General features: G+C 67.6%; 1 pseudogene. It reads right to left on the bottom strand.

From position 1 onward, the window contains the following. Positions 1-55: 55 nt before the first annotated feature. A pseudogene (locus tag EN818_RS31735) lies at positions 56-306 on the bottom strand (FAD-dependent oxidoreductase); the annotation flags it as partial.

The following is a 306-nucleotide window of genomic DNA, read 5'->3' as shown; positions in this document are numbered from 1 at the left end:
CCGATCTCGCCGAGGGTCGAGATGCGCTGGCGCTTTTCCGCAAGTTTCTGCTCCATCAGAGCCTCCCCGCCAGAAGGAAGCCGGAGCCGCCGCCAAGGCCGGCGCCCGGATGCGTCGAAGCGCCGATGTGGTAGAGGCCCTGGATGCCGGTGTCGTGGTTGCGGCTCGCCTTGAACGGCCGCCACAGGAAGGCCTGGTCGATGGTCGACGAGCCGCCATAGGGATCGCCGCCGACAAGGTTGACGTTCATCGCTTCGAGATCGGCCGGCGAGTAGGCGCGGCGCGCGATGACCGTCTCGCGGAAAC

This window comes from Mesorhizobium sp. M3A.F.Ca.ET.175.01.1.1 (genome assembly GCF_004791945.1).
Classification (GTDB): domain Bacteria; phylum Pseudomonadota; class Alphaproteobacteria; order Rhizobiales; family Rhizobiaceae; genus Mesorhizobium.
This window is presented reverse-complemented; position numbering and strand designations above follow the sequence as displayed.